At 73.2% G+C, this 23,603-nt stretch carries 10 protein-coding genes; all 10 read left to right on the top strand.

Annotation, left to right across the window (positions count from 1 at the left end):
• Positions 1-142: 142 nt before the first annotated feature.
• The 10 genes from eccD (at position 143) to ACFV8H_RS30320 (ending at position 23,574) form a co-directional block, all read left to right on the top strand.
• On the top strand, positions 143-1,510 hold the full coding sequence (eccD, locus tag ACFV8H_RS30365) for a type VII secretion integral membrane protein EccD (protein WP_380406388.1): 1,368 nt from the start codon (positions 143-145) through the stop codon (positions 1,508-1,510).
• Positions 1,511-1,621: 111 nt separating this feature from the next.
• Positions 1,622-3,109, top strand: a complete 1,488-nt coding sequence (eccB, locus tag ACFV8H_RS30360; protein ID WP_380406385.1) for a type VII secretion protein EccB — start codon at positions 1,622-1,624, stop codon at positions 3,107-3,109.
• 102 nt (positions 3,110-3,211) lie between these two features.
• The gene (locus ACFV8H_RS30355) at positions 3,212-3,544 is read left to right on the top strand and encodes a WXG100 family type VII secretion target (protein WP_375884064.1); all 333 of its coding nucleotides are present in this window, start codon (positions 3,212-3,214) and stop codon (positions 3,542-3,544) included.
• A 127-nt stretch (positions 3,545-3,671) separates the two neighbouring features.
• On the top strand, positions 3,672-3,971 hold the full coding sequence (locus tag ACFV8H_RS30350; protein WP_375884065.1) for a hypothetical protein: 300 nt from the start codon (positions 3,672-3,674) through the stop codon (positions 3,969-3,971).
• Between the two features lie 16 nt (positions 3,972-3,987).
• Positions 3,988-4,470, top strand: a complete 483-nt coding sequence (locus ACFV8H_RS30345; protein ID WP_380406382.1) for a hypothetical protein — start codon at positions 3,988-3,990, stop codon at positions 4,468-4,470.
• A 160-nt stretch (positions 4,471-4,630) separates the two neighbouring features.
• Positions 4,631-6,817 (top strand): hypothetical protein, encoded by a 2,187-nt coding sequence (locus tag ACFV8H_RS30340; RefSeq protein ID WP_380406379.1) that lies wholly within the window; start codon positions 4,631-4,633, stop codon positions 6,815-6,817.
• A 36-nt stretch (positions 6,818-6,853) separates the two neighbouring features.
• A complete protein-coding gene (locus ACFV8H_RS30335) occupies positions 6,854-7,336 on the top strand; it encodes a YbaB/EbfC family nucleoid-associated protein (protein ID WP_380406376.1) in 483 nt (160 codons plus the stop codon).
• Positions 7,329-7,649, top strand: a complete 321-nt coding sequence (locus ACFV8H_RS30330; RefSeq protein ID WP_375884073.1) for a hypothetical protein — start codon at positions 7,329-7,331, stop codon at positions 7,647-7,649. The genes ACFV8H_RS30335 and ACFV8H_RS30330 overlap by 8 nt, the downstream gene beginning before the upstream one ends.
• Positions 7,650-7,660: 11 nt before the next feature.
• On the top strand, positions 7,661-23,116 hold the full coding sequence (locus ACFV8H_RS30325) for a toxin glutamine deamidase domain-containing protein (protein ID WP_380406373.1): 15,456 nt from the start codon (positions 7,661-7,663) through the stop codon (positions 23,114-23,116).
• Positions 23,113-23,574, top strand: coding sequence for a hypothetical protein (locus ACFV8H_RS30320; RefSeq protein ID WP_380406370.1), 462 nt, complete (start codon positions 23,113-23,115; stop codon positions 23,572-23,574). The genes ACFV8H_RS30325 and ACFV8H_RS30320 overlap by 4 nt, the downstream gene beginning before the upstream one ends.
• The last annotated feature ends 29 nt before the right edge of the window (positions 23,575-23,603 follow it).

Raw genomic sequence — 23,603 nt, 5'->3', positions numbered from 1 at the left:
CGTGGATCTGTCGACCCATCGCACGGGCCGCGCCCCCGCCGCGGTTCACCGGCCCGTGAACCTTTCCGCCGGAGCGCACGTGAAGCCCGTCGGAAGGTCGTCGGACGGTCGTCGGAAGCCCGTGGAGCGGAGAGTGGAGAGCATGAGTGGTGCAGCCGTGGCCGGCCTGTGCAGGCTGAGGTTCCGCGCGCCCGGGACGGCCTTCGAACTGGCCGTGCCGTCCGACGTGGTCCTCGCGGACCTGATGCCGGCCGTCCTCGGACACGCCGGGGCCGACACCGAGGAGGCCGGCGGCGAACACTCCGGCTGGGTGCTCCAGCGGCTCGGCGGCGAACCCCTCGACGAGGAACGCACCCCGGACGCGCTCGGACTGCACGACGGCGAGGAACTGCACCTGCGCCCGCGCACCGCCGAACTGCCGCCGGTCCACTTCGACGACCTGGTCGACGGGGTGCGCAGCGGCATGCTGGAACGCCCCGACTCCTGGCGCCCCGCACTCACCCACCACCTCGCGGTGGCCGCCGCCCTGGTCGCCCTGGCCGGCGGGATCGCGCTGCTGCTCCTGCCCGGCCCCGGGCCGGCCCGCTGCGCCGCCGCCGCGACCGCCGCCGTGCTGCTGCTGGTCGGCGCCGGCGGGGCCGCCCGCACCGTCGGCGACGCCGGCGCGGGCACCGCCCTGGGCGCCGCCGGGATCGGGTACGCCGTCACCGCGGCGACCCTGCTGCCCGGGCTGGGCGCCGCCGACCGGCTGCTGGCCGGCGGCTCCGCCGGGGCCGGCGCGGCCGTCCTGGCCCTCGCCGTCGCCGGCGCCTCGGCACCGTTCTTCCTCGCCGCGCTGCTGGTCGCGGTGGTCGCCGTGGGCGCCGGGGCGATGGCCGTCCAGGACGTGCCGCCGGAGCACTCCGCCGCCGTACTAGCCTGCGCCGCCGTGCTGTTCGGCGCCTTCCTGCCCGGACTCGCCTTCAAGCTCGCCGGGCTGCGGCTGCCCGCGCTGCCGCGCAACGCCGAGGAGCTCCAGGAGGACATCGAGCCCTTCCCGGCCGGGTCCGTGCTCGCCCGCGGCGGCGTCGCCGACGGCTACCTCACCGGCTTCCTGACCGCCACCGGCCTGGCCTGCGCCGCCTGCCTGACCCTGCTGGCCGGCGCCGACGGCTGGGGCCCGGCCGCGACCGCCGCCGACCTGTCGGTGCTGCTCCTGCTGCACGCCCGCGAGATCGGCAGCCTCCGGCAGCGGCTCGCCGTCATCCTGCCCGGCCTGTACGGGCTGGTGCTGCTGGCCGGCCGGCTCGGCCTGCGCGGCGACCCGCAGGACCGGCTGACGCTGCTGGCCGGGCTGCTGGCCGTCGCCGCGGCCCTGCTGGTGGTCGCCTGGACGGTGCCCGGCCGCCGACTGCTGCCCTACTGGGGCCGCGCCGCCGACCTGCTGCACTCGCTCGCGGCCGTCGCGCTGCTGCCGCTCGCCCTCCAGACGCTCGGCTTCTACCACGCGCTGCGCGGCGTGGCGGGCTGACCGGCCGTAGCGCCCGCAGACGGCGCAGACGGCGCAGACAGCGCAGTCCGCGCAGACAGCGCAGACCGCGCACACCCCTCGACCCGAACCACCGACCCCGGGAGACCTCCCATGCAGTCCAGACGCGACCAGGTGCAGGCCCACCTGTTCGTGATGAGCCGGGTCTCCTCCGGAATGCTGCGCGGCGAACCCGACGCCCCCGACACACCCGTCGCCCGGACCACCCGCGGCGCCACGGTCGGGCTGGCCGTCGGGCTGCTGATCGGCGTCGGCGTGGGCGTCTACGGGCTCGTCAGGCCCGGCGGCGCGACCGCCTGGCAGAAGCCCGGCACGCTGGTGGTGGTCAAGGAGAGCGGTGCCCGCTACCTGTACGCCGACGGCCTGCTGCGCCCGGTGCTCAACCAGTCCAGCGCCCGGCTGCTCGCCGGTGACCAGTTCCGCCTCGCGGAGGTCAGCGCCGCCTCGCTGGCCGGCACCCCGCGCGGTCCCGCGGTCGGGATCCTCGGCGCCCCCGACGCCGTCCCGGCCGTGCGCGACCTCGGCCCGGCCGACTGGTCGGCCTGCGCCACCACGGCCATCCAGGGCACCCGGATGCTCCCGCAGCTGACGCTCTCGGTCGGCCTGCGCCGCAGCGGGCGCCCGCTCGCCGACGACCAGTCGGTACTGGCGGCCGGGCCCGACGGTACCCCCCAACTGCTCTGGCACGGGCACCGGTTGAGGATCGACACCGCGAACGGGGGCCTGCGGGCGCTCGGCCGGGCCGCCGCCACCCCGTACCCCGTGACGGCCGGCTTCCTGGACGCCCTCCCGGTCGGACCGGACCTCAAGGCCCCGGACCTGCCCGGCCGGGGCACCCCCGGACCGGCGATCGCGGGCCTGCCCAGCAAGGTCGGCCAGTTGTTCGCCGGGCCCGGCGGTGAGCACTACCTGCTCGCCGGGGACGGCCTGGTGCCGCTCGGCGAGACGCTGTTCCGGCTTGTCCAGGAGGACCCGCGGACCCAGCGGGACGCCTACGGCGGCGCGGCCGTCACCCCCGGCCCGGTCGGTCCGGCCGACCTCGCCGCCCACCAGGCGCCCGCCACCACCGCGGCCGCCTGGGCCGGCACCGGACTCCCCGCCCGGCCCCCGCAGCCGACGGCCGTCGGCCAGGGTCAGGCGCCGTGCGCCGAACTGGGCCCGACGGCCGACCCGAGCGCGGTCACCCTCACCCTGGCGGACGCCGCCGACGGCCGGCCCCCCGCCGCCCAGCCGGGCGTCGCCCCGGCCTGCGGCGGCGCCGACCTGATCGCGGTGCGCCCCGGTGGCGGCGCCCTGGTCCGGGCCGTGACGGGCTCCGGCGCCGGCTCGACCGTCTACCTGGTCACCGACGCCGGGGTGAAGTACCCGCTGCCCTCCGCCGCCGCGGCCAAGCAGCTCGGCTACGACAAGGTCGCCCCCGCCGGCGTCCCGAACCGCCTGCTCGGCCTGCTGCCCACCGGCCCCGGCCTCGACCCGGCGGCGCTGGCCGCCGGCGGGGTGGTCGGTGGTGGGGGCACCGGCGGCGGGGGCGTCGGCGGCGCGGCGAACCCGACCAACCCGACCAACCCCTGCGGGGGCTGAACCCGACAGCCGTGCGCGCCCGTTCAAGATGCCGGGCCGCGCACGCCCCATCCCGAGGCACCGGCGAACGACCGGTGCCCGCACCCCGAGAAGGGACGACGCATGGCCGGCAACAGCATGCTCAACGATCCGGCGGTAGTGCAGCAGGTGCTGACCACCGTGGAGGCGCAGGACCAGCACATGCAGGAGACCCAGCGCCAGATCCACGCGGTGGTCGAGGAGATCACCGCGCACTTCCAGGCGGCCGCGAGCACCGTCTTCGTGGAGAAGATGCAGGACTGGCAGGCCAAGTACGACAAGGTCCGCGAGCAGTACAAGACCTTCCACGACCTGCTCACCAGCGGTTCCGGCCTGATCCAGGGCGCGGGCCAGGACTCCGTCCAGATCGTCTCCGGCCTCGGCGCCGGCGACGCCATCGTCAACGGCCTGAGCTGACAACGGCCTGAGCCGATAACGGCCTGAGCCGATAACGGCCTGAGCCGACACCGGCCTGAGCCGACACCGGGCCGGCGGGCGGCCGAGCCCGCACCACCCCACCACCGCTGACCGAAGGGAACGCACCATGGCAGACGACCGGATGGAACTCCACCACCAGCAGATCGACGAGGCCGCGGCGATGCTGCGCCAGCAGAGTCAGATGATGCACGAGATGATGGAGCAGACCCGCACCTTCCTCACCCAGGGCCTCGGCCACGAGCTGCACGGTGACTACGCCGACGGCGGCAAGGCCTACTCCGACATCCTGTCGAGCGCGGACGCGGCGATGACCGACGACGTCGCGAAGGCCGCCGCCGCCCTGGACGAGGTGCACGGCCTGATCCGGGACTCGGACAAGCGCGCCGGCTCCAACTTCACCTACTAGGACCGGGTGAGCCGCGGTGTCCGACGACAAGCCGGCCGACGACGATCCGAAGAAGAAGCCGGCCGACGACCCGAAGAAGAAGCCGGGCGGGGAGGACGACGGCAACACCTTCACGGTCACCGACTCGTACCTGCTCGACTTCGCCCAGACCAAGCTGGTCAAGATGCTCCAGGACCTGCGGACCCACCCCACCCGGGTGGCGCTCCAGCAGTTCGTCCTGGGCATCGGCGGCGGGCAGTTCTCCGGCGACTACGCCACCCTGCTGGCCGGTGGCGGCACGGCGCTGCCGAGCGTCAAGCAGATCGAGTCGAGCTTCGCCAAGTACTGCCAGTCCCTGGAGAACCAGTTCAAGTCGCTGGAGGACCAGGTGCAGAAGATGATCGACGACCTGTCGAGGGCCGAGCGTGACCTCAAGAACGGAGCGGACGACGCCCTCTCGGCCGCTCAGATGATGTACCTGGTGCAGGACGTCCTCGGCGGCGGCGGACTCAAGGTCTGACCCCGACTCAGGGTCCGACCCTGACTCAGGGTCCGACCCCCTCCGTCCCGCGCACCGACCCCCTCCGACGGCGCCCGCGCCGTCACCCCCCCTGCCCACGGGGCGGGGCGGCCACAGCTCCGGCCCGCCCCGTGCCCCGACGCCCTGGAGCTGTGACCGCATGGCCGACAAGACCTGGGAAGACGTGCTGCCGGTCTTCGCGAGCAGCACCCAGACCACCTTCGTCCAGCGTTCCGCCGTCACCGGTGACGACAAGGTGAAGTGGATCGCCAACCACAAGTGCGAGACGCTCAACTACTTCAAGCAGACCGGCGGCAACGAGGGCTACGACTGCTGGTGGTCGTACAACTTCACCGGCACCGACGGCGGGCAGTGGAGCTACGTCATCGGCTGCAACCTCAACTGGCCGCAGTTCGAGGCCGGGACGACCGACCTCGGGAAGTGGGTCCAGCAGGGCTACGACGTCCTGATGCCGCTCGCCCACTCGCCCGCCGAGAACGACACCATGAGCGTCTGGAGCTTCGACACCGCCGCCGCGACGCTCCAGGGCGCCGAGCAGCTGCTCCAGACCTGGGCGCCGACGGTCAACGGCTGGGCCGGTGACATCGCCGCCCCCGGCGCCGACTGGCAGGGCAGCGCGGCCGGGGCGTTCAGGACCATGCTCACCATGTTCGGCGGCGAACTGGACGACCTCGCCAAGGACCTGCACGACAAGCACGTGTACAGCTACCTCAAGGACGCCCGCGACGCCGTCGGCAACGCCGTCCTGTCCATGTGGTACGGCCAGGACAACTACCGCAACAGCCGCGACGCCTGGCCGGTCAACCCGCTCTTCGACTCGCTGATCGAGGGGATGTCCTCGGCGCACGTCACCGTCGCCGAGACCTCGGTCACCAACTCCACCTCCGACGGGCCGACGATCACCGTCTACGGCACCCCGAACTTCACGGTCACCACCGCCTGGGGCGACCCGAACGGCGACGACTTCTGGAAGAAGGCGGAGCAGCGGGCCAAGGAGATCTGGCTCAAGAACGTCGCCGACCACCTCGACAAGGCCGCGAAGGAGGCCACGGCCACCCTCGACAAGGCGTACGTCCCCGCGATCAAGGCCCTCTCGGCGGGCGTGAAGACGCCGTCGATGCGGACGCCGTACAACCCGCCGCCGACGGACGACCCGTCGAAGACGGACCCCCTCGCGGACCTCGGCAAGAACCTCAGCACCATGAACGACAACATGAACAAGTCGCTGAGCGACATGAGCAAGGGGATGAGCGACAACTTCAAGAGCCTCACCGGCGGCCCGGGCGGCCTCGGCGGCTCGGACGGCCTCAAGGGCCCCGGCTCCACCGACCTCGGCCCCGGGCCCGGCCTGACCACCGGTCCCGGCGGGATCGGCGGGCTCGGGGACCACGGCGGCCTGCCCTCGCTCGGGGACGGCGGCGGGTCCGGAGTGCCGCTGCTGGACAAGAACGGCAAGCAGATCTACGGCGCCGACGGCAACCCCGTCACCGTGCCGCCCGGCAGCCACGTCGACCCGACCACCCACCAGGTGATCGGCCCGGACGGCCGGCCCGTCCTCGGTCGCGACGGCAAGCCGATCACCGCGCCCGACGGGGCGAGCGTCGGTGCCGGATCGGGCGACCACATGAAGGTGCCGCCGGGCTCGACCGTCGACGACCAGGGCCGGGTGATCGGCCCCGACGGCAAGCCCGTGCTGGACGGCAACGGCAACCCGGTGGTCGTCCAACCCGGCTCCCGGGTCGACTCCGACGGCACCCTGCTCGGGCCGGACGGCCGACCGGTCTCCGAGGTCTCCCAGCTGCTCGCCGACCAGCGGCACGCCTTCGACTCCGGCTTCGGCGGCGGTTTCGGCTCCGGCGGCGGCGGGGGCGGTGACGGGCTGCTCCCCGGCAGCGACTTCGGGTCGGGCGGCTACCACCCGTCGGGCCTGTCGTTCGGCGACTCCTCCGGCGGCCTCGGCGGTCTCGGCGGGGGCCTGCCCGGCGGCGGCCTGCTGCCCGGCGGCCGCAGCGGAATGAGCGCCAAGTCACTGGCCGCCGGCGGCGATCCGAACACCCTCCAGGCCCGGACGGCCGCGGAGGCCGCCGCCGAGGCGGAGAAGGCCGCGGCGGCCAAGGCGGCCGCCGAGGCGGAACGGGCCGCGCTCACCGGCAAGGGCATGTCGACCACCGGCGGGATGCCGCCGATGATGCCGCCCGGCGCGGGCGCCGGTGCCGGCGCGCCCGGCCAGAAGGAGAAGGACCGCCAGCGCACCACCTGGCTGGCCGAGGACGAAGAGGTCTGGGGCACCGAGAGCACCGCCGTCAGCGGCGTCATCGGCCGCTGACCACCAGCCACCCCCGCCACCGCGAAAGGAAGCACCATGCCCGCCACCGCCGACCCCTTCGGCCCCGACGGCCTGTTCGGCTCGATGAGCGCCGAGTTCGAACAGGCCATGGAGGCCCTGCGGGTGCAGAAGGAGAAGGCCGAGGCCGCCCAGGCCGAACTGGCCGCGTCCTCCGCCACGGTCACCTCCAAGGACCGGATGGTCACCGCCAAGGTCGGCCCCCAGGGCCAGGTCCTCGCGCTGACCTTCCACACCACCGCCTACCAGGAGCTGGCCCCCGCCCAGCTCGGCAGCCTGCTCACCGACCTGCTCAACGAGGCCCGGGCCAAGATGGGCGAGCAGGTCGTCCAGGCGATCAAGGGCTTCGAGGGCGTCGGCGAGATGCTCCGGATGTCGATGACCGGCGGCAGCGACCTGGACCGGCTGCTGGAGCCGCTGCGCTCGATGCGGCCCGGGTACGGGGCGGACGCCGAGTCGCAGCGCCGCCGGGCCGGGCGTCAGGAGGAGTTCCGTGAGTAGCTCCTCCGACAACGTCTTCGCCAAGACCCAGGACCTCAAGCGGCGGTTCGCGGAGTTCGGCGAGTTGAAGACCCTGATCGACAAGATCTCGGACGAGGTCAAGCACATCAACGACGCCAACAAGAAGGTCGGCGGCGACGACGAGATCGGCAAGCAGTACCACCAGCAGGTGGACCAGGCCACCAAGGACCTGGAGGACCTGGTCCAGAAGATCAGCGAGGTCGTCGCGAAGGCCGGTGAGAACGGCATCAACCTGGTCGCGGACCTCGACTACGCGGAGGACACCGCGACGGACATCATCAACAGCCTCTAGGAGAAGCCCCCTTGTCGTACTCGTCGATCGACCCCGGCCCCAGGCTCGCCGACTTCTTCGGTGTGGTCTCGGGCTCGCCCTGGCCGGCCGCGAACGAGGGCGACATGCGGGAGATCCGCGACGCGTACGAGCAACTGGCCAAGGACCTGCCCGATCTGCGCCGGCTGATCGCCACGGTCGCGGTCAAGGCCCGGCAGGAGTTCGAGGGGCAGGCCGCCCAGCAGTTCAGCCTGGCGATGAACCAGTTCATCGGCGTCGGCGGCGGATCCGACTACGTCTCGGCGGCCGCCGACACCGCCCAGGCGCTCGCCGACTGCGCGGGGGACGTCGCCAACCAGGTCGAGTACACCAAGTGGATGGCGATCGCCCAACTGGTCGACCTGCTCTTCGAGATCGCCATGGCCACGTTCTGGGCGCCGTTCACGTTCGGCGCCGACTTCGCCGGGCTGTCGCTCAAGTACTTCTTCACCCGCGAAGCGCTGACGCTGCTGTTGAAGTACCTGCTCAAGACGATCCTGATGCACACCTTCACCGGCCTGGTGAAGGGCGCGCTGATGGACTCGATCATCCAGGGCATCCAGATGGCCGACGGCGACCGGCACAGCTACGACCTGGACGCGTTCAAGCAGAGCGTGCTGAACGGCTTCGTCGGCGGACTGATCTCCGGCCCGGTCAGCGTGCTCGGGATGGGCCTCGGCAAGCTGATCGGCAGTCTGGTCGGCAAGAGCGGCGGGTCGGTGCTCGCCAAGGAACTGGAGACGGTCCTCAAGAGCGGGGACCAGGAGGCGCTCAAGCACCTCCTGGACACGGCGACCCGGCACGTGGGCGGCACGGCGCTCGCCGACCTGGAGAAGGCCGGGGCCAAGGCGATCGGCAAGGGCCTCGGGGACGGTGTCGGGGAGGGCGTGGGCAAGGGGGTCGGGAAGGGGCTCGGCAAGGGCGTCGGGGACGGCCTGGGCGAGGGCGCGGGCAAGGGCCTCGGGAAGGGCCTCGGCAAGGGCGCGGGCAAGGGCGCGGGCACGGGCCTGGGCGACGCGGAGGCGAAGGCCTTCGCGAAGTCGATCGGCCAGGAGATGAACCACATCGAACCCTTCCTCAAGGCGGGCTTCGGCAAGGGAGGCGCCGACTCCCTCGTCGAGAAGTTCACCGGGAACCTCGCGGGCAGCTTCGAGAAGCACCTCGGCGGCGTGCTGGGCAAGGACGCGGCCAGGAACCTCGGCAAGGAGTACGCCGAGGCGTTCGTCGCCGGGTGGACCAAGCACGGCGCCGCCAACGACTCGCTGAGCACCGTGCTGCGCGGCGTCCTGGACCACGGCGGCGCGGACCTCGGGGAGCACGGGATCTCCGCGCTGGCCGACCACCTGCCGAACCTGGCCGCCCACCTGGGCGAGGGGAACCGGCTCTACCGGCTGGGCGCCATGCTCGGCGAGCAGCTGGTGGAGGCCGGACAGGGCAACCTCTCCGAGGGCCTGTACAACCTGGTCTTCGACGACAAGCACCAGTTCACGACCGGCTTCAACACCTTCGGGGCGGGCCTGGCGATGGGCCTGGTCGGGAAGGGCGTGCACCACCTCGTCCACCTCAGCGGGGTCGGGCACAAATGGGCCTCCTACATCGAGCACATCCAGACCAAGGCCGTGGACGACGGCAAGGGCGCCTACTACCCGGCCTACCACCCGCTGACGCTGTTCTCGCTGGCGAGCAACCTCGCCGGGCACGCCGCGCCCTTCCCGGTCCCCCGGCGCGGGCCGACCGACGAGGTGGTCAACGCGGGCCACGTCCTGGCCTACTCCCGGGGGCTGGGCGGGGCACCGGACGTCGAGTACGCCGCGCTGTTCGCCAAGGCCTTCGGCCACGCCGACCTGGAGACGCTGTTCGCCGACCCGGCGCCGAAGCCCGTCCCGACCACCTCGGGCGGGGGCGGCGCCGCCACCACCGCGAAGGGCCGGCCGGACGAGGGCGGTACGAAGCTCGACCGACCGGCACCCGTCCGGACCGAGGGCGGGACGGCCAAGGACCCCGCCGGGCGGCCGAAGCCCGTTCGTACGGACGACAGTGGGAGCGGCACCACCCTGGTCGACGACCCGGTCCGCCCGGCGCGGCCGGGCCGGACGGTCGGCGGCGTCGACGGGGCCGAGCACGCCACCGCCGGGGCCACCGCCACGCCGCAGCCGTCCCCCCGCCGCCGGGGGCGGGACGAGTACGAGGCCGACCACGGCGGCAGCGACCTCCCGCTGCCGCCCGAGCCCCCCAAGCGCCCCAGGACCGGGCAGGACGAGCCCCCGCGCCCACTGGACTCCTTCCTGCGCGAGTTCTCCGACGGCGGGTACCGCGAGCCCGGCCCGGCGGCCCGGCACGCCCTCGAACAGGCCGTCACCGGCCCGGACGGACCGAAGAAGTTCGCCCACCCGAGGGAGTTCGTCGAGCTGGTCAACCCCGACGGCGACCACAGCCTGCTCGGCGACGTCAACTGCGTGGCGGCCGCGATGGCCTTCCACTCCACCTTCCGCGGCGAACCCCAGGTCGCGCCGACCCTGTCCGAGCCCCACCCGGGCGCGGCCGGCGACCTCCAGCACTGGGCCGGGCAGTCCGCCGAGTACCTGGGCCTCGGCGGGGCGGCCCTCGACGAGGTGGCCCTGCGCGTCGCCGCGGGCGGGCCCGGCTCGGCGGCGATCGTCCTCGCCTGGACCGGGGACGGCCGCGGCCACGCCTGGAACCTGGTCAACGTCCCCGGCGAGGGGCTGGTCTGGGTCGACGCCCAGCAGGGCCTGCACTCCCCGGGCGACCGCCCGCTGCCCCAGGACGTCACCCGGGTCTGGGCGATCGCCCACGACGCCGACACCTGGCCGCTGCGCGGCGACGGCCCGTTCAACTCCGCCGCCGAGCACCCGGACGAGCGGTCGGCCCACCCGACCCCGGCGAACGCCTTCACCGGCACCGACGGCCCGGGGCACTCCGCACCCGACGAGGTGCGCCCCGAAGAGGTACACCCCACGCCGGTACGCCCCGAACCGGTCGGCCCGGAGACGGCGTTCGCGCCGCCGGGCGAACGGGTCCGGGTCGACGGCGACGGCCTCTGCCTGCTCAACTCGGTCGCCGTCAGCCGCCCCGACCACCCGATGACGCCCGAGGCCATGCGCGGCGCCGTCGCCGACCACCTGGCGAAGCAGGGCCCCGGGAAGCTGCCGCCCGAGGTCGTGCGCGGCTACCGCAGGACCGCCACCGAGGACCTGGGCGAGCAACTGGCCGGGCGGAGCCGCCCCGAACTGCTCGACGGCCTGCGGGACCTCGGCGTCGCGGACGTCGACACCCACGAGGTCGTCCCGGCGCCGCTGCTGCGCGACCGCTACGTGACCGCGCTCGCCAAGGAACTCGCCGGCCCCGACGGCGACCTGGCGGCGGCCACGGCACAGGCGGAGCGCACCGTCCCCTGGAAGTTCAAGGACCCGGCCGCCCGGCGGGCCGCCGAGACGTACCTGCGCGACCACGGACAGGAGCCCGCGGCGGACCCGCACGACCTGCGCCGGCAGTACATCGACGAACGGGTCGCGCAGGGCGAGGACCGGACGAAGGTCGAGCAGGAGGTGGGCTGGAACCTCGCGGACGGCGCCGTCGGCTCCCGGGAGCAGTTCGAGTTCCTGCTCGGCCGCCCGGAGCGGATCGGGCTGCACGACCTCTCCGACGCGGGCCTCGCCGACCTCCAGGTCCGGCACCGGACGATCTCCGACGCGCCGCTCTCGGCGGAGGAGTTCGCGGGGCTGCGGGACGCCGTCCGGAACTGGGAGCGGTCCTGGTGGCTCGGCTACGGCGAGGCCTTCCCGCCGCTGCTGGCCGACGCCCTCGGCCTGCGGCTGCGCATCCTCGGCCCGGACGGGCTCGGCGGCCACACCGAGTACCTGCGGTACGGCCCGACCGACGGCCACCCGGTGACCGTCTACTACAACGGCACCGACCACTACGACGGCAGCCGCCCGCCGGTGGCGGCACCGACGGTGAGCAGCCCCGGGCCGAAGGGCCCGGCCGGGCACGACGGGCCGGTACTGCCGCCCGTCCCGCACGGCGTGCGCACCGTCAGCGGGGGCGGGGGCGGGGGCGTCGGTGACCGGCCGGAGCCGAAGCCCGAACCGAAGCCCGAACCGAAGCCCGAACCGAAGCCCGAACCGAAGCCCGAACCGAAGCCCGAACCGAAGCCCGAACCGAAGCCCGAGTCGAAGCCCGAGCCCCACCGCCCCGAGGTGCCGAGCATCGTCATCACCGAGGCGGACCACGACCCGCTGCTCCACCCCGCCCCGCCGGCCTCCCCGCCGGAGTCCCCGCCGGCCTCGGTGCTCGCCATGTCCGTCTTCTCCTCCGAGTCCGGCGAGGGCCACGCCCTCCAGGACCCCGCCTTCACCCCGGCGAAGCCACTCGGCCCCGACGAGCTGCGCCTGCCGCCGACCCGGATCACCCACCACCGCCGGCTCTCCGCCTCCGACCTCGTCGTCGGCCTGCACCACGGTGACACCGCCGTCCACCAGCAGATCGTCAAGCTCTTCGAGCACGCCTTCCGCGACGACCTGCCCGCCGCCCGTACCGTCGCCAAGGACTTCTTCGACCCGGCCGCGCTGCGCCCCCGGCTGACCGCCCTCTCCCGGGGCGACGTCTGGGAGGCGCCGTTCGAGACCAACGGGTGGAAGGGCAGGATCTCCGTCCGGGTGGACGTGGACGGCCTGGTCCACCAGGAGACCGCGAAGAGCGTCGAGTTCGAGAACGGCTCGGACCGGCACGCCTCCGTGGGCCTCCAGGGCGACACCCTGGACCGCCTCAACGTGGCCCTCCAGGCCAAGGTCAAGGCGGGCAAGGCCGACGTCACCGAGACCCTGGGCTACCAGCACGACACGGTGAAGGGCAGCAGCACGGTCGAGGTCGGCCGGTCGATCGCGCGCGGCAAGACCGTCGAGCCGGGCGCCCTGTTCGCCGGGAAGCTCCACCTGGCGATCGACTTCACCGAACTCACCCACCACGGCGAGCCCGTCCCGGCCGAGCCCGGCGAGCGGGTGCGGCGGCTGGACATCGGCGCCACCGTCGGCATCCCGGTCCGCGACACCCTGGACGTCCACGGTGCGCCCGTACCGCTCGCGAAGGAGAAGCTGTTCGCCCCGCCCCGGCGCGTACTGGAGGGCCACCGGCTCGGCGGCTCCGACATCGTGCTGGACGTCTCCACCCACCGGCACGGCCGCCCGGACGCCTACCAGCCGATGCAGGAGGTCCTGGACGGCGTCGAGCAGACCGCCGAGGAGGTGCTCGGCGGCCTGTGGCCGGCGCTGCGCGACAAGCTCACCGCGGAGCTGGACACCACCCGGCTCCAGCAGGACCTCAAGAGCATGATGTCCGGCGAGCCCACCCGGATCGAGGTGGTCGACCGGACCGGCCTGGTGACCGGCTCGGTGGAGGTCACCGCCACCGTCAAGGCCATGTGGCAGCACGGGAACACCCCGCAGACCGAGTTCAACGTCGGTACCGGCGTCCAGCGCGTCCGCACCGAGCAGGAGGGGGACGGGAACGGCCTCCAACTCCCGCTGCCCGGCGTGGTCTCCGGCAGCGCGGTCGACAAGTCGACCGGTTCGGGCGGTGGCGGCCTCCAGCTGATCAAGGACAGGGTGCGGATCTCCGGCAGCAGCCAGGAGGTGCTGCTCACCACCAAGACCAAGGGCCCCGGCGTGGTCTACGACGGCCGGGCGGAACTCACTCTGACGTTCGCGAAGGACTCCCCGCTCGGGAAGGCCGGCGGCACCGCGACCACCTCGGTCGACTTCCGGGCGCTGATCGAGGAGGCCGAGGCCCGCCGCGTCCAGGACACCGGAACCGGCGACCCCACCCTCTTCGTCGCGACCGAGGCCCCGCCGCCGCACCGGACGGAGGCGTTCGAGCCCGGCAGCACCGTCCCCAGCCCGCCCGACGCCGTCTGGCGGCGCCCCGACGGCACCGGCGGCGGCTTCGGCGACACCGCCACCGTCCGCGACCTGCCCACCGTCGCCCCGCTGCACCACCAGGTCGAACTGCTCGGCCAGGAGGTGCTCGGCGGCGCCTGGAAGGACGTCCGGCAGGACGTCCAGCAGCTGTTCAGCCACCCCCTGGTCGCCTCCCACCTGACCGCGATGACCCGCGGCACCCGGCTGGAACTGCCCGAGCAGACCGCCGCCGCCCTGCTCAGGCACGGCGTCAAGGTGTCCGCCACCGCCCACGTCACCGAGCTGGCGTACCAGCGGCCCAACGCCAAGGCCGAACTCAACCCGGTCGACGAGACCACCTCCTTCACCTCCGGCCGCACCCTGCTCTCGGACACCAAGTCCGTCCAGTTCGCGGGCGGCGGCACCGTGCCGCTGCCCGGCAAGACCTCGATGGACGTCGGCGGCGGCTACTCCCGGCAGGTCCGCGACCGGGACGGCTGGCGGGACGGCAGCTCCCACAAGGTCTACGCCAACGGCAAGTACGCCCGCCCGCAGGAGATCTACGACGCCGGGATCGGCGTCGAGGTCAAGCTGACCGTCGACGGCAGGGACCACACGATCACCGTCCCGATCCGGGCCGAGATCAGCCTCGACGCCAAGGACACCGGCCGCTACACCGTCGGCGCGGACGGCCACGCCCGCTTCACCGGCCCCGGCACCGGCACCCCGGTCACCCACCAGGGCCCCGCCGAGCCGCACGACCCGCCGCGCCGGATCACCGACCGCGGCGCGCTGAGCGCCTCCGACGTCGTCCACAGCCTCGGCAACGGCGACACCGCCGTCCTGGACGGCATCGAACGCGCCCTCCGGCGGGAGTTCGGCACCGTCCCGGACGACGTCCTGATGAAGATCAAGGGGCGGTTCGACCCGATCGCCCTCAAACCGCAGCTCTCCAAGCTGTCCCGCGGCGGCCGGCTCACCGAACATGTCACCGTCCACGGTTGGGACACCACCGTCACCGTCACGGCCGGTCTGGCCAAGGACTTCCGGCACACCGACACGGTGGACAAGTTCGAGTTCGAGCTGGGCACCCAGACCCGGGCGACGACCGGCGCCAGCAAGGACCGGCGCATCCGCGACACCGTCTCGGCCCCGCTCCGCTTCAAGCTGCCCTACGTCGACCTCGGCCTCAACCTCGCCCACCGCAACGACTTCGTGCACGGCTCCGCCGTCGACACCACCGGCACCACCGTCAGCAAGGGCAAGACCGTCGAACCCGCCGGACTGTTCAGCGGCACCGCCGAGTTCACCGTCCACATCGAGTCGAGGAAGCTCGGTCAGCAGGTCACCGCACCGGACCTCACCGTGCCCGTGCACACCACCGTCGCCGTCCCGCTTCGCGACACCCCGAAACACGGCGAGACCGAGCCCGCACCGCCGAAGCAGCCGCTCGACGTGCCCGCCCGGATCGAGCGGACCCACCGCCTCGGCTCCTCCGACGTCGTCACCGACGTCCACCCGCTGCGCCCGCGCGACGCTCACGGGAACCCGGTCGAGGACCACCGCTCGGTCGGCGAGACGGCCGTGGCCGGCCTCGACCGGCGCGGGGCCAAGGCGCTCGGCTCCGACTGGGGCGGCATGAAGCGCAAGCTCCTCGCCGAACTCGACGTCACCAGGCTCCAGCCGCAGCTCAAGTCGATGACGGCCGGCCACGAGATCGTGGTGAAGCACGGCCGCAGCACGGTCCGGATCACCGCCGCCGTCTCCCGACTGGAACACACCGGCGAGACGGCCCAGACCGAGTTCAACACCGGCACCCAGGTGCAGAAGACCGTCGCCAGCTCGGACGGCGTCACCAGCTACGGCGCGGGGAACGGCAACACCGTCACCGTCTCCCTCCAGGGCACCAGCAACCCGCTGCCGATCGGCCCGGCCGTCACCGCGGGCGGCTCGGTCACCCACTCCCGGGGACACGACCAGCTCGACGTCCAGGCCCAGCGCAGCACCGCCGGCGCGGCCACCAAGACCAAGCTCGCCGGCAGCAGTTACACCGGCGAGGCGACGCTGTACTTCCGGATGGAACGCCGCCCGCTGCTCCCGCTCGGCGACCCGAACCGGCTGGTGCCGCCCGGCGGCGGCCACGCGCCCGGGACGGCCTTCGAGCAGGTCAAGTCGGCCGCCGGACAGGCCTGGCGCGGGATGCGCAAGCTCGGTACGACGATCCACACCGTCGACACCGCGAAGGTCGGCTTCGAGGCCTCGGTGGAGGCGGGGGAGGGGCGCCCGGCCAAGGGGCCGAAGCCCACGGCCTTCGAGGCGCCGGACCACCGCACCGCGCCCGCCCCGGCCCCCGCGCCCAGCGGGCCGCCGGTCGAGACGACCGTCAAGGCGCCGCCCGCCCGGGTCTGGAACGAGGGCCTGCGCGACATCGACGTCATGCGCTGGCTCGGCGACACCGGCGGCGTGCAGGACATCCTGCGACTTCGCGGGCCCGAGTTCTTCGGCGCCCGCACCTGGGACCGGATGGAGAGCCTCGCCCGCACCACCGCCGACCACGCCCAGCTCTCCAGCCACTTCGGCCCGGCCACCCGCGGCGAGGAACTCGGCACCCCCTCGCCGGGGCGGCGGCTGCTGGTGTCGGACGGCGGGGTGAAGGTCAACCTCAAGGTGCTGCAACTGGAATACGACCGCAGCGACGGCAAGGTCGAGCTCAGCCCCTCCAACGCGACCTCCACCAGCTCCACGAAGACCCGGCTGGACTGGTCGCTCTGGGGCGGCCAGGCCCAGGGCGGTGTCAAGACGGAGCTCGGCGACGCCGAGGGGACGTTCCAGGCCGTCGTGGGCGGCTCGCACCGGAGCCGGGAGGGCCTGGCGCTCGGCGACTCGGGCCAGGTCGTCTCGCACGCGAAGTTCAACACGCCGATGGCGCGGTACGAGGGCTTCGCGGAGGTGGAGGTCGTCTTCTTCAAGGGCGACAAGGAAGTCGTCGAGAAGGGCGTCATCCCGATCACCGTCGACATCCCCGAGCGGGAGACCACCGCCGCCACGGTGATGAGCGACCACTACCTGGCGTTCAGCGCGGACCGGCCGGGGGGCGAGGCGCTGCCCAAGTACCCGGCGGCGCAGCCCGCGCCGAAGCCGGAGGCGCAGCCGGAACCCGAGGTCACGCCCGCTCCGAAGCCGGATCCGCAGCCGCAGCCCGTGCCGCAGCCAGTGCCGGACCACCTTGGCAAGGCGGCCGAGGACGTGTTCAACTCCCTCGCCCCCACGCCGGATCCGGTGCCCGAGCACGTCCCCGTGCCCGAGCCCGAGCCGGTCCGGGCCGCCCCGCGGCTCTCGGACGCGATCCCCGAGTCGTCCTGGTGGCGGCTGTTCATCGACGCCAACGTCCACCAGGAGGCGCTGGCCCACTCGCCCGCCGACGCCGCGAACCACCTCGACCGCACCAAGTACCCCGGCTTCCGGCAGAGCATGACCGAGCTGTTCCGCGAGGTGCTGGACGGTTCGCCCGGCGGCCGCGACTGGTCGGTGGTCGACGTCCACGCCTACGAGCAGCTGCACGACCTGGCCACCCGTCACCTGGTCGAGGGCTCCGGTTCGAACGTCGCCACGGTGTGGTCCGGCAGCCGGGACGGCCTGCTCACCACGATGCGCGGCACCGGCCGCACCACCATGGCCTCCGACCTGCACGAGGACGTGATCAACGGCCGTCCGCTGATGGTGGACTTCACCGTCAAGTCCGGCCCCCTCCGGGACGTGAAGCCACCGCTGGTGGCGTTCCAGCGCGGGCCCGGCGGCGAGGGCATGATCTCGATCAACTACGCGCACGGCGAGGCGCCCGGTCACGTCCAGGCCGTCCTGGACCGCTACTACACGGAGGTCGCGGCCGCGACCGACGACCGCGCGAAGCTCGTAGCCATCGGCAGGGTGACCCGGGCGTTGCAGATGATGCAGCCGTTCACGGATGCCAACAGCCGGGTCAACGTCAGCGTGCTGATGCAGAAGTTCCTGCTGGAGAACGGTTTCAGGCCCGCCGTGCTGACCAACTCCTTCGAGCTGTTCCTCGGCGGCTACACCGTGCACGAGATCGCCGACCACCTGGTCGAGGGCATGGAGCGGTTCGAGGAGTATGCCGCCGGGTCGGTCGGCGACGAGTTCAACACCGCGGCCGGGCCCGCCGACCACACCCTGGTCACCGGCCTCGGCGACGCCCTCGGCCTGCCCGCCGGTACCGCGCCCGGCGACGCGGCCGTCCGGCACCACCAGGTGCTCGACCTGGTCCGGCTCGGGCGCTCGCTGTACGGCGACGGCGTGCCCTCGCTGGACGCCCCGGGCGTGCGGACCCTGCGGACCGTCAGCACCCTGTCGGACCTCGCGACCGCGAAGTTCCCCGGTGTGCCGACCCCGACGGCCGTCGCGAGCTATGCCCACCACCTGCACGGGACCGGCGCCCCCGGCGAGGGGATGACCACCGAGCACCTGCGCTCCGTCGCGGACGCCGTGCGGGACAACCTCGCTGAGGGCCGGCCGCTCACCGAGGACAACATCCGCAGCCGGATGCGGCCGGTCACCACGACCGACCTGCTCAGTGCGGACGACCTGCGCAGGATGCGCGGCCTCGCCGAGGAGGAGCCCGCCCCGGCACCCGCCCCCGCGTCGCCCGGCGGTCCGAAGGCGCGCTGGGACGCGGTGCAGTACCAGCCCCCGGCCGACGGGAGGACCCCGGAGCGCTTCGACGTCCATGACCTGTCCGACGGTGCCCCGTTGACGGCCGACGGCCTGGCGGAGAAGTTGATGCCGAAGCTGTCCTCGCTGGAGCTGGGTTCGTTCCGGCTGGTGCTGCGGGCGGAGGAGGGCGCGCTCGGCCCCGATCCGCTCGCTGTGGTGCGGCAGACGGCGGACATGCTGATGACGCCCGTCGATCTGCTGCTGGCCGACCACGCGGGCGCGGTACGGCTGGTGAGCTTCGACGACGCGGGCCGCCACGGCGCCCCGCAGGAGCTGGAGGTGCACCACCCGGCGGCGGACCCGACGGTCCACCCGCAGCCCGAGCCCGGACCGGAGCACAACCCCGAGCACAACCCCGAGCCGCAGCCGCAGCCGCAGCCGACCGTCGCGCCGGAGCACCGCCCCGACCCGCAGCCCGACCCGCAGCCGGGCCCCGGCCCCGAGCGGGTGCACGAGATGGTGGATGCCCTGGTCGACGCCCACGAGGGCTCCGACGTACGGTGGTTGGCCGATCCGGACAGCCCGGCCGCGCAGCTGCACGAGACGGGTGGCGCCGTCTCCCGCTTCCCCCGGGACCCGCGCTTCTTCTCCGTCGCGTTCCACACCGAGCAGGCCGACGGCGCCCCCACCTGGCACGGTGAGCGGGTCGGCCCGGAGGAGTTGGCGAGCGTCCTGGCCGAGCTGCGCGCGCGGGGCGTCTGGGCGGAGGGCGAGCCGCTCCGGTTCCCGGCCTGTGAGTTCGGCAGTGGCGGGGCGTCCTCGTACGCGGGTGAGGTGTTGCGCGCGCTGCGCGGGAAGGTGAAGGGCCCGCTGGAGGCGTACGTCCCCGAGGGCAAGCTGTGGTTCGTGCCGAAGCCCACCGGCCCGTTCAAGGTGGAGGCGGAGGGCCCGGGTCACCTGGTGGTGGCCAACGCCGTGGGCTTCGACGCCAACGGCCTGCCGGTCGTCGTGCCGGGCGGCAAGTGGCTCAAGGTCTCGCTGGGGGAAGAACCGGAGGCCGCATCCGGCGAGCACCCCCACCCCGCGCCGCAGGTCGAGGAGTTCGGCGCCCACCTGCCGTCCGATCTGTCCGCCCCGGCCCCGCACGAGGCGCTGCCGGAGGGCCTGCACTGGTCGCCCGGCCCGGAGGTGCTGCACGAGATCCCCGGCGCGACCGCGTTCGGTCCCAAACCCCTGCTGTACAGCACGCCGGAGTACGCCGCCGCGACGGCCTCGTTGGAGCGGAAGTTGGGGGAGTACTGCTACGAGCTGCCCGGGGCGAAGGCGGCCGCGGCCACCGCCCTGGGCCGGCTGCGGGACGTGATCAGGGATGCCTTCCCGGAGGCGTCGCCGGCCGAGCACCTCTCCGCCCTGCTCAAGGACGACCCGACCTCCGCGGGGCAGGTCGGAACGGCGCTCACCGAGCGGCAGTTCGACCAGCTCCTCGCGAGCGGCAACCTGCGCGAGGTGATGACGGCCTTCTTCAACGGGGTGTTCTTCAAGGACTCCCCGATGAACCTCAAGTCCCTGCTCAACACGATCGTCGAGCACAAGCAGTGGGACCGTGCCGAGGCGCTCGGCCTGAACGTGGCGGAGCTCAAGAAGCAGGCGGAGTTCCTGGACGGCCCGCTGCGCAAGTCGCTGCACGACGGCCTCGGCCTGGCCAAGCCCGGGTTCGCCACGATGTTCGAGAAGGACGTCTTCGCCACCGGCAACGTGTTCGCCCAGTCGAAGACCTGGCTCTCCGACGGCGTCGACTACGTGAGCAGCATCCGGTCCCGGCTGCCGCGCCCCGAGCACGAGGTGCCCGCTCCGACGGCCCGCGAGCTGGAGCGGCTCGGGCTCCAACTGAGCCGCCGGGAGATGGAGTTCCTCAAGGTCAACCCGATGGCCTGGGAGCTGGTCGGGATCCGGCCGGAGGAGGTCCCGACCGAGTCCCTGCACCTGCTGCCGAGCGGTGAGTACGACCTCGCCCCGCTCCGCGCGGAGGCCGGGGTGCTCGGGGTGTACGTCGAGACCGACCCGGAGACCGGCGAGGGCCGGGTGATCAAGCTGGTCGAGCACGAGGGCGACCCGCTGCGGCCGGGGGAGATCGGGCCGGACCAGCCGCTCAGCTGGCGCACCGGCGAGGCGGTCCACCGGCTGAACCAGGACACGGCGTGGTACCGCTCGGTGAACGGTGAGCAGGGCATGCGGGTGGTCGCCGGCGTCTCGGCGACGGCCGCCAAGATGATGACGGCGTTCAAGCTGCTCGGCATCGACGCGTCGCACGCCGACGACATGGTCAAGGCGCTGTTCGGCTGGATGCTGCCGGTCAGCGACCACTCGGTGTACGAGATCCTCAAGGGCGTGGACGCCGTCGGCGCGACCCTGCCGCTGAACCCGAAGGCCTTGAAGTCGGCGGAGGGGATGTACCGCAACCTGCCGGGCATCCCGCTCAAGGAGGTGCGCCGCCTGCTCGGCGACGCGGAGAACATGCTGCCGCACGAGCAGGTCTACGCGGCGAAGGTGCGGGCGACGCTGCCCGGCGGCGGTTTCGGGGAGCCCGGGGTCTTCCACCTGAACACCCTGGACGAGCGGCGCCGGATCTTCGAGCTGCTGGCCGAGGGGAAGGAGCCCTCGGGCTACGACCGCGACGACGTCGCGCGGGTCAGGAAGTGGCTCGACGTCAACGGGAGGACCCCGGCCGAGGTGCTGGAGTCGCTCACCCCGGCCCACTTCTACGCCGTGGCGGCGTACACCGGTCCGGCGTTCCCGCTGATCAACGTGATGATGAGGCCCGGCGGTTCGCTCGACCGGGTCCTGCTGATCCAGATCGAGCACGTGCTGCGGGGGACCGAGCTCCCCCAGTCGCTCGCCGGTCACCCGGCGATCCGCGACCTGGTCGGGCGGCTGGGTTTCGCCTCGAAGGCCGACGAGGCGGCGCACTACAAGCAGTTGACGGGGCTGGTCAGGACGCAGGTCCTGCCGGGGCTCAAGGCCGAGATGCGCGAGCACATCCGGATGCTCAAGGAGGCGCTGGACCAGCTGCCCGGCGCCGAGGGCCGGGTCTACCGGGGCACCGCGTCGATCTCCTTCAAGAAGTTCACCGGCCTCTCGCCGGTCTTCCGGGGTTCGGAGCTCGTGAACAAGGACTTCTCCAGCGCCAGTCGCAGGTACGGCACCGCCGAGAAGTTCATGAACACTCGGAAGACCCACCTCGGCCTGCAGAAGACGATGGTCAACATGACCCTCAAGGGCCACGGCGCGGGCAAGGACATCTCGGTCTTCTCCGTCCAGATCCAGGAGGACGAGGTACTGGGCGTCCCGGGCGCCAAGCACACGATCATCCAGCGCCGGCTCGGCCGCAAGGGCGAGCTGCACATCGACGCGCTGGAGGCCTCCTCCTCCACCACCTTCGCCTCGCCGACCCAGCCCGGCACGCCGCGGTCGGCGGCCCTGCGCGCGACCGACGCCGAGCTGCGGGCGCAACTGGCGCAGCTCAGCGGCGAACGGGAGCTGGAGAACCACAAGAACCTGTGGGCCCTGGGGCTGGCGATCGGGGTCCCGAACGCCGACCACCTCCCGTCCACGGCCCGGACCTTCCTGTTCACGAGTGAGAAGGACCAGAAGGAGATCGGCCTGCGGACCTGGCACGTCGCCCGGCTGACCGCCGACATCCACGGCGGCGCCAGGATGCTCGACGTCCCCCGGCTGACGACCATGCGCCGGGTCACCGACGTGGTGCGCGAGGGGCTCGGCCTGAAGGCCGGAACGGTCGTGGAGAAGGACCACCTGGACGACTACGTCCGGAAGTTGAAGGGCGCCGAGCAGACCGCGAAGGTCGAACCGGGGGAGCGCCTGCGGCTGATCAGGCTCGTCGAGTCGCTCAAGGAACCGGAGTCGCACACCCGGGTCACCTCGGAGGCGGTGGCCAAGGCCTGGTCCGCCGCGCCGGCCCCCGGTACGCCCCGCACCCCGCGCCTCGGCGGCGGCTCGTACTTCCCGGGCACCCCGGGAACGCCGCACACCCCCGGCACCCCGCACACGCCCGGTACCCCGGGCCTGCCGCTGACCCCGGGGACGCCGGGCACACCGAGCGGGCACGAGCTCGGGCTGCCGGACGACCTCGACGCCCCGGCCGACCACGGGCGGACCGTGCTCAGTCTCAGCGCGCCGATCGACCTGGCGAGCCGGATGCAGATGCAGGCGGCGATCAGCCTGTTCCCGCACGACACCCGCTTCCTCACCGTCTCCATGCACACCTCGGACGGCGTCCCGACCTACCGGGGCGGCGCCGTGCTGGCCGACACCGTGGCGGACCTCCTGCACGCCCAGAAGACGACGGGCGACTGGGACGGTACGAAGCCCGTCCAGTTCGTGGCCTGCCGCCTCGGGTACGGGGTCGGTGCCAGCTTCGCGGCGGAGGTGATGGAGGCCCTGTGGCGGAAGGACCCGTCGATCACGGCCCCGGGCTACGCCGGTGACGGCGTCGTCTGGTTCGTGCCGAAGGTGGACCAGACCGGCACCGTCGACGAGTCGGCCCGCGGCTACCTGGTGGTGGCGGACAAGGTGGGCATGACCACCACCGGCCGCCCGGGGATCAGCACCGGGGCCAACTGGTACCGGTTCGAACGGCCCACGGACGGCACGTTCACCCCGGTCGTCCACAAGCTCGGCCCGTACCTGCCGCCCGGCGGCGACTCGGCGCCCCGCCCCGAGAACTACTTCGGGGTCGACGACCCGAAGGACTTCGCCCGGAACGGCGACATCCGCGGTTCGGTACCGTTCCGCCAAGGCCCCCCGGACGCCGGGCTGGCCGACCAGATCTTCCAGGAGCTGATGAAATGACGCAGGAGTTCACCGTCGCTGCGGTGTTCGACACCGTCGACCCGCTGACCGGCCCGGCGTTCGCCGACGACCACCCGGTCATCGAGGACGCGGCGGAGCGCGAGGCCCTGGTCGGGTACCTGGAGGCGGCGACGCCGGTGCTGATGACGCCGATGCTGATGGACGACGTCCTCGCGCCGGACCGCCCGGGCAGCGTGCCGATGAACTACCGCTGCGACGGCCGGTGGATCTGGACCGACACCGTCACCCACTACCTGCACCACTACGGCCTCGCCCCGGAGGCGGGCCTGCTCGCCCACGTCCGCGCGCGGCTCGCGGCGTCCGGCGCGGCGTCCGGCGAGGCGTCCGGCGCGCCCGGGGTGCTCGCGCCGGACGTCCAGGAGCGGGCGGCGGCCTTCCTGCTGGCCCCGCCGGCGGCCGGGCAGGAGGCGGTGTGGGAGGTCTCCGACGGCAGTTGAGCAGCGCCGCCGCCCCGGCCTCAGCGGCC

Source organism: Kitasatospora sp. NPDC059827, assembly GCF_042731675.1.
Classification (GTDB): domain Bacteria; phylum Actinomycetota; class Actinomycetes; order Streptomycetales; family Streptomycetaceae; genus Kitasatospora.
This window is presented reverse-complemented; position numbering and strand designations above follow the sequence as displayed.